At 68.6% G+C, this 6,833-nt stretch carries 3 protein-coding genes and 1 pseudogene; all 4 read left to right on the plus strand.

Annotated elements, in window-relative coordinates:
- Nucleotides 1-157: 157 nt before the first annotated feature.
- Nucleotides 158-1,267, plus strand: coding sequence for an ABC transporter ATP-binding protein (locus tag AB7O82_RS20515; RefSeq protein WP_428549230.1), 1,110 nt, complete (start codon nucleotides 158-160; stop codon nucleotides 1,265-1,267).
- Nucleotides 1,268-1,548: 281 nt separating this feature from the next.
- Entirely contained in the window at nucleotides 1,549-2,670 is a 1,122-nt protein-coding gene (locus AB7O82_RS20520) for an ABC transporter substrate-binding protein (RefSeq protein ID WP_428549232.1), read from the plus strand.
- 3 nt (nucleotides 2,671-2,673) lie between these two features.
- Entirely contained in the window at nucleotides 2,674-4,413 is a 1,740-nt protein-coding gene (locus tag AB7O82_RS20525) for an ABC transporter permease (protein ID WP_428549234.1), read from the plus strand.
- Between the two features lie 373 nt (nucleotides 4,414-4,786).
- Nucleotides 4,787-6,833: pseudogene (locus tag AB7O82_RS20530) on the plus strand (hypothetical protein); the annotation flags it as partial.

Below are 6,833 nucleotides of genomic sequence, written 5' to 3' on the forward strand. Positions count from 1 at the left end.
CCGCCGCTTTGCCGGCAGTGCAGTCCCTTGCCGTCTTGCGCAGAAAGCCGGGCGGGTATTATTGCCTTCAAGAGCAAGCTCCCGCGCTGGCAGCAAAGTTCACGCGGACTGCCAATGGCAGCATTGATCCTCGTTCGCGGGCCGGAAGGGGAAGCCGATGACAGCCATCCGCGTCGCGGGCCTGCGCAAGCTGTTCGGCAGTGCGCCGGCCGTCGACGATGTAAGCTTCGACGTCGAGAGCGGGTCGATCGTGACCCTGCTCGGGCCCAGCGGCTGCGGCAAGACCACCACCCTGCGCATGATCGCCGGCCTGGAGCGACCCGATGCCGGCGAAGTGCGGGTCGGCGATCGGATCGTGACCTCGGCCGAGCGCGGCATCCACCTGCCGCCCGACAAGCGGCGCATGGGCATGGTGTTCCAGTCCTACGCGATCTGGCCGCACATGACCGTGTTCGAGAACATTGCCTTCCCGCTGCGCGGCCAGGGGCGAGGGGCGCGCCTGTCGCCGGCCGAGATCCGCGACAAGGTCATGACCATGCTGCAGAGCCTTGGCCTCGAGGGCCTGCATGACCGGCCGGCGCCGCTCCTCTCGGGCGGCCAGCAGCAGCGCGTAGCGCTCGGCCGTGCGCTGGTCGGCGACCCCGATGTCCTTCTGCTCGACGAGCCGTTCTCCAATCTCGATGCGCGGCGGCGCGACGAGATGCGCTTCGAGCTGAAGGAGGTCCAGGCGCGGATCGGCGTCACCACCATCTTCATCACCCACGACCAGAGCGAGGCGATGGTCCTGTCCGACCGCGTGGTGGTGATGAATGCCGGCCGGATCGTCCAGGAGGGCACGCCGCAGGCGATCTACCAACGGCCGCAGACGCGCTTCGTCATGGAGTTCCTGGGCCAGGTCGACCAGGTGGGCGCGCGCGTGGCGATCGGTCGGGACGGCGCGCCGCGCGCGCACGTGGTGGGCGCGTGCGAGATCGAGGTGGCGCTCGACCCGTCGCAGCCGTGGCGGGCGGACGAGGAGGTGGTGCTGATGCTGCGTTCCGCCGCCGTGCAGGTGCGCGCGCCGGACGGTCCGGCGGGCTGGCGCGGGCGCGTGCTGTCGCGCATCTACCTCGGCGAGCGCACGGAGTATGTCGTGGGCGTCGGCGAGGCGCGCGTGCGCGCCTTCGGCCCCACCCTCCAGATGCACGATGTCGGAGCCGCGGTGGCGCTCGACTTCGCACCCGAGGCAATCCGCGCATGGCCGGCGGCAGGCACCGCGAGGCCATGAAAATGAAGGCGTTGCCTGAAACAGGCTCATGGTCCGGAGCGCGCCACTGCGTGGCGCTCATGCTCTTCCGGACCGCGAGCGTCCCGCCCGCTCATGAGCCGGGAGCGCGCCATTCCGTGGCGCTCATGGGCATGGCGGACGCGCCGATTGCGGATCGGAAGAAGAGCATGAGCGCCACGGAATGGCGCGCTCCCGGCCATGAGCGAGCGAGACGGCAAGCTCAGGGCGGGTGCTCGCGGTCCGGAAGAGCATGAGCGGCGCATTTTCATTGGAGGCAGAACATGAAACGCAGGGAGACGCTGGCGCAGATGGGCTCGGTCCTAGGGCTCGGTGCGCTTGGTGCGGCGGGCACGGCGGCCGGTAGCCCGGCACGCGCCCAGGGCGACAAGGTAGCGTGGGACCAGGTCGTCGCCGCGGCCAAGAAGGAGGGGCTGCTCGTCTGGTCGTTCTTCGGCGCGCCCGGTGCGGCGACCGAGCGGCAGGCGCGCGAGTTCGAGAAGCTCTACGGCATCAAGGTCGAGCTGGCGCCGGGCCGCACCGGCGATTTCGAGGCGCGCTGGAACGCCGAGCGCGCCGCCGGCAAGGCCAGCATCGACATCCGCTCCTCCGGCAGCCCGGAGAATCGCCGCCTTGCCGCGCGCGGCCTCGATCAGCCGTTCGGCACCTTGCCGGCGGCCGTCGAGCCCGGCGTGCCGTGGATCCTCGACCCGCTGGTCGACGTCAAGGCCGGCAACGGCAACACGCTGATGATCAGCTGCGGCGGCTATTTCATCCTGGTCAACAACAAGCTGTGCCCGCCCGAGCGCGGGCCGCGCAGCTACAAGGAGCTCGAGGATCCCAAGTACAAGGGCCTGATCGTGCTGTCCGAGCCGATCGGCCCGTCGCCGGGATCGCGCTGGGCGGCCTATGGCTGGAAGGCCTATGGCGACGACTACCTGCGCAAGGTGATCGACAACGTGAAGGCGCTGACCCGCGCCGAGATCGAGGCGCCCAAGCAGATCGCGCGCGGCGAGTACGGCATTTTCATCCATCCCACCCAGGTCGGCGCCGCCGACATCTGGAAACTGCCCAAGCCGCATCCCTTCCGGCTGGTGGTGCCGGAGGACGGCGTGATGCTGCTGTTCGGCGGCATGAACCTCCTGAAGGACGCGCCGCATCCCAACGCCGCCCGCGTCTTCATGAACTACATCCTGAGCAAATCGGCGCAGCAGATCGCTGCCGACGATCCGGGCGGGCCCTTCATCCGCAAGGACGTCACGCCGAAGATCCCCGAGCTGGCGCATTTCGCCACCGCCAAGCCGTTCCCCAACAACCCGGACACCTACGAGTTCGGCTCGAAGCTGTTCTTCGAATGGTCGGCCAAGGCCGAGCCATACCTGAAGGCGGCAGGCCTCAAGAAATAGCGGATGACATCCGCAGAAAGCTCGCTCGTCGGCGGCGCGGAGCGCGTGCCGTCGCCGGTGCGGCGGCGCGGCCCGCGCCTGGAAGCGTGGCTGCCGTTCGGCCTCACCGTGCTGGTCGCCCTCCTGGTGGTCTATCCGCTGGGCATGGTCGTGTTCGGCACGCTTTGGAGCGCCGCACCCGGGCAGCCCGGCACGATCACGCTGGAGAACTGGCGCGCGGTCCTGTCGGACCGCGCCACCTACGAGGTGCTGCTGACCAGCCTGGGCATCGCCGTTCCGCGCACCCTCCTGGCCCTGGCGCTGGCCGCCGCCTTCGCGTGGTGCATCGCGCGCACCAACACGCCGGGCAAGCGCCTGCTCGAAGGGCTGCTCGTTTTCATGTTCTTCCTGCCCGAGCTGCCGTGGGTGCTGGCCTGGATGCTGCTCGGCGCACCCAATGTCGGCATGGTCAACCAATGGCTGGGCGCGATCATTCCGGGCGGCGAGGGCGCGATCGACGTCTATTCCTGGGGCGGCCTGATCGTGCTCGGTGCGGCGCGCTCGGCGCCGGTGCTGTTCCTGTTCATCCATCCGGCGCTGCTAGCCATGGATGCCACCCTGGAGGAGGCCGCGCGCATGGCCGGCGCCAGCGCCTGGCGCACCCTGTGGCGCATCAACTTCCCGCTGCTGCTGCCGGCGCTGCTGGCGTCGGGCATCCTGTCCTTCGTGGTGGCGATGGAATCGTTTGAGCTGCCGCAGCTGCTCGGCACGCCGGCCAACATCTTCGTGTTCACCACGAGGATCTACGACCTCGCCTATGGCGGCCATGTCGCCAACTTCGGCGCCGCCATGGTGCTGGCGCTGATCCTGCTGGCGCTGACCGGCAGCCTGATCGTCGCGCAGTGGCGCCTGCTGCGCGGTCGCGCCTACACGACGGTGTCGGGCCGCGGCTTCAAGGCCCAGCCGATGGATCTCGGCTTTGGGCGCTGGATCGCCTTCGCCGCCATCCTCGCTTTCTTCATCGTCTTCGGCGCCCTGCCGTTCGTCGTCCTGCTGCTGAACTCGTTCATGGAACTGAGCGGCTTCATCAGCTGGGAGATGTTCACCACGACCCACTGGAAGAACGCGCTCGGCCGCGAGGACGTGCTGCGCTCGATCACCGACACGCTGATCGTTGGCGCCGTCGCGGCGAGCCTTGGCGTCGTCGTTTCGCTCTTCATCTCCTATGTCGTGACGCGCACCGCGTGGCGCGGCCGCCTGGTGCTCGACATCCTTGCCTGGGCACCGTGGGCGATTCCCGGCCTGGTGATGAGCCTGGGCTTCTTGTGGGCGTTCGTCTGGCTGCCGATCTACGGCACGCTGTGGGTGGTGATCCTGGCCCTGGTGGCGCGTGGCCTGCCGGTCGCCTCGCGCTTCTTCACCAGCACCATGGTGCAGCTGAGCGCCGAGCTGGAAGAGTCGGCGCGCGTGCACGGCGGCTCGTGGCTCAGGACCTTCCTGCGCATCTGGTTGCCGCTGCTGCGCCCAGCCGTGGTCGGCGCCTGGATCCTGCTGTTCGTGATCGCCGTCCGCGTGCTCGACACCGTGGTCCTGCTGGCCGGGCCGGGCGTGCGGATGCTGTCCGTCGACATCTTCCTGTGGACCGTCACCGGCCGCCAGGAGGCGGGCTCGGTCCTCGCCCTGATCCAGACCGCGCTGGTGATCGGCGGCTACCTGGTCGTGCGCCTGCTGGCGCGGCGGGCGCTGCAGTCGACGGCGGGGTAAGGGGCCGCCCGAAGCAACGGTCGTGGCGCGTCGCGACGGCGTTTCGACCTCATGGTTGGTCCTGCGCCCGCCTGACCGCTCGGATCGTCTGGCCATTCTCATCCGGGGCGGCCTCGGGCGCGTGAACGAAGGATGCTCTCCGCCCATTTTGGGCAGTGATGCCATTGCAGTGAAAGAATCATACCAAATAGTATCGCCGCTGCTGCGCAAACGGGGGGGTGTGTTGGTAAAGCCGCATCAGACGGTGCACCTGCGGCGCTTCAAGCACCAGGATAACACTGTCGTCGGGTCGGCCGCGTCGGGAGAGTGGGAGGCCAGGCCAGGCGCGATGTCGAGACTGGGGGAAATCCTGATCGGTACGAGGGCCCGCCTGTTGTCCGCGGCAAGCGCGCGGGCGCTCGCCGCCGTGTTGTTGTCCCTGGCCGCGGTGCCGGCCGCCGCCCAGTCCTGGAACCTGTACAGCGGCAACAGCCAGACCGTGACGCTGCCGTTCATCACACCGTTGCAGCCGCCGGCGTCGCCGGGCGTGTTTCCCAATCTCTATGTGACACTGCCCGGTGGTCCGACGACGCCGGTGACGATGGACACCGGCTCCACCGGCATGGTGATGTCGGCGGCACTGATCGACACCACGGGGCTGCAGAATCTCGGGCCGGGCTCGGCGCTCTACAGCAGCAGCAATCTCACCTTCACGGGAACCTACTACCAGGTGCCGACGGTGCAGATCAGCGGCCAGGCAGGTCCCTCGGTGACGGCCAACGTGCAGGTCCTGGTGGTCAACGACAGCTGCAACCCCGGCACCCGCGCCGGTTGCATCACCATGATGGGCGTCGGCTTCGACCGCGGCGGCAATCCCGGCGTCACGCAGCCGACCTCGGCAATGAACGCCTTCCTCAACATCACTGCCATTGGCGACACCGCCGTCAGCAGCGCCAACATGAATCCGGGCTACGTCGTCAGCAGCTCGGGGGTGACGCTCGGGCTGACGGCGGCGCAGGCCTCCGGCTTCGCCATGGTCAAGCTGACGCAGAACACGACCATTCCCGTCAACACATGGAACAGGCCGAAGACCGGGCTCACGGTGGCCGGCCAGCAGATCGGCACCGGTGGCTTCCTGCCGGACACCGGCATCGCCTACATGCTCCTGACGCCGCCCGCCAACATTCCCACCGCGCCTGCCGCATCCTGCCCGGCGCCGTCCGGGACCTGTGCCGCGCACGGCACCAACGTGCAGGTGTCCCTGATCCCGGGCCTGCCGGCGAACGTCGCTGTCGGCTACCAGTTCGACGCCGTGCTCACGCCGACCGACGACAAGCCCGCGGTGACCCCGGCCTATGTCAACCTGCGCCTTTCGCCGTCCGACAATCCGCTCAGCACGCCGGTGTCGGTCAACACCGGCAACGCCTTCTACCTGGGGTTCGATCATCTCTACGATCCGGTCGGCGGCTGGGTCGGCTACGCCGCCGCGCCCGGCCTTGGCGGGTCGGGCTCCGTCACGCCGCTGCTCGCGATGCAGGGCGCCGTCGATTTGCCCTCCGGCTTCGGCAGCACCCTGCCGACCTATCTGCTGGCCGACACCCAACTGCAACAGACCGGCAGCGGCAGTTTCTCGGCACCCCTCTTCGGACTCGGCAGCAATCTCGCGGTCGCGAGCGGCAGCGTGTCGTTCAACCAGGCGATCGACATGGGCGGCGGCCAATTCTCCGTGCAGTCCGGCGCTTCGGCTGCGATCAATGCCAGCCTGACTGCGTCCGGGGTGGTCAATGGCGGGACGTTGACCAACAACGGGACGATCCAGGGCAATATCACCAACAACGGCGTGCTGAGCGGCGGCGGCACGATCAACGGCGACGTGATCAATGCCGGCACGGTCTCGCCCGGCAACTCGATCGGCACGCTGAGGATCGTCGGCAACTACACGCACGTCCCGCAAGGCGCCCATCTGGCCGAAGTCCATCTCTCCGGCCTCAGCGACAAGATCGTCGTCGCCGGCAGGGCGGCGATCCAGGGCCCTGTCACCGTCGTGGCGCAGCCCGGCACCTACGCCCCGCGCACGACCTACAACCTGCTCACCGCCGGCAACGGCCTCAGCGGCACCTTCTCCTCGGTCAGCAGCAGTGCCCCCTTCCTGCAGCCGTCACTCAGCTACGACGCCGACAACGTCTATCTCACCCTGACCATCGGCGGCTTCGCGGCGGCGTCGCAGACGCCGACGCAGGCCGCCGTCGGTGCTGCGCTCGATGCCGGCGCACCGGGCGCCACCGGCGACTTCGCCACCATCCTGGGCACGCTGGCGACCGCCAGCAGCGGGCAGGTCCTGCCGTTCCTGACCTCGATCAGCGGCCAGAACTATTCGGCCTTCTCCAACTCGATGGTGCAGGGCGCCCAGCTGTTCATGAACAACTTCGCCCTGCAGGTCG

Source organism: Reyranella sp. (assembly GCF_050185545.1).
Taxonomy (GTDB): Bacteria; Pseudomonadota; Alphaproteobacteria; order Reyranellales; family Reyranellaceae; genus Reyranella.